The sequence below is a fragment of the Mycobacterium sp. 852002-10029_SCH5224772 genome (genome assembly GCF_001667315.1).
GTDB lineage: Bacteria > Actinomycetota > Actinomycetes > Mycobacteriales > Mycobacteriaceae > Mycobacterium.
Window position 1 is genome coordinate 1 of the sequence record NZ_LZHT01000065.1, and the last position, 521, is coordinate 521.

The 521-nt window shown below is 66.4% G+C and carries 1 pseudogene; it reads right to left on the minus strand.

Annotation, left to right across the window (positions count from 1 at the left end):
• Positions 1-494, minus strand: a pseudogene (locus tag A5775_RS11585) (LuxR family transcriptional regulator); the annotation flags it as partial.
• Between the last annotated feature and the right edge of the window lie 27 nt (positions 495-521).

The window sequence follows — 521 nt, forward strand, 5'->3', positions numbered from 1 at the left end:
CTGGCGCCTGTCGGCTGGGGGGGCGGCAGCGGCTCAGCCGCGTCGAGAGCGGCCGACAACCGGCCCGCGGCGAGGTGAACGATCCCACTGATGACGGCCCACATATTGAGGACCATTGCGTTGCCTTCCCGGCGGGCCCGCCCGATGCCGTCGGTGACCTGGCCCGCAGCGTCGTCCAACCGGCCGACCACTGCCAGCAGGATTGCGTAATGCATTGCGGCAATCCCATGAGCTGAGGCCGCATCATTCGTGTAGTCGAGCGAACAAAGCTTTTCGAGGCGGATTAGGGCGTGGCTCCTGTACCCCTCACCAACGTCGAGTAAAGCGAGGGTGACGTCGGCCATGATGGTGGCTTCGAGATCACCAGTGGCTGCCGCGGCGGCAGCAGCCGCGTCGGCTGCCGCGCGCCGTGGCCCGCTTTTGTCTTGCAACACAATGTTGTAGGCCAGCCAGGCCAGATGCCTCGCCCGGGTGACGTCGCTGATGTCGGTCAACTCGAGCGCCCGCCGATTCTCCGCCAC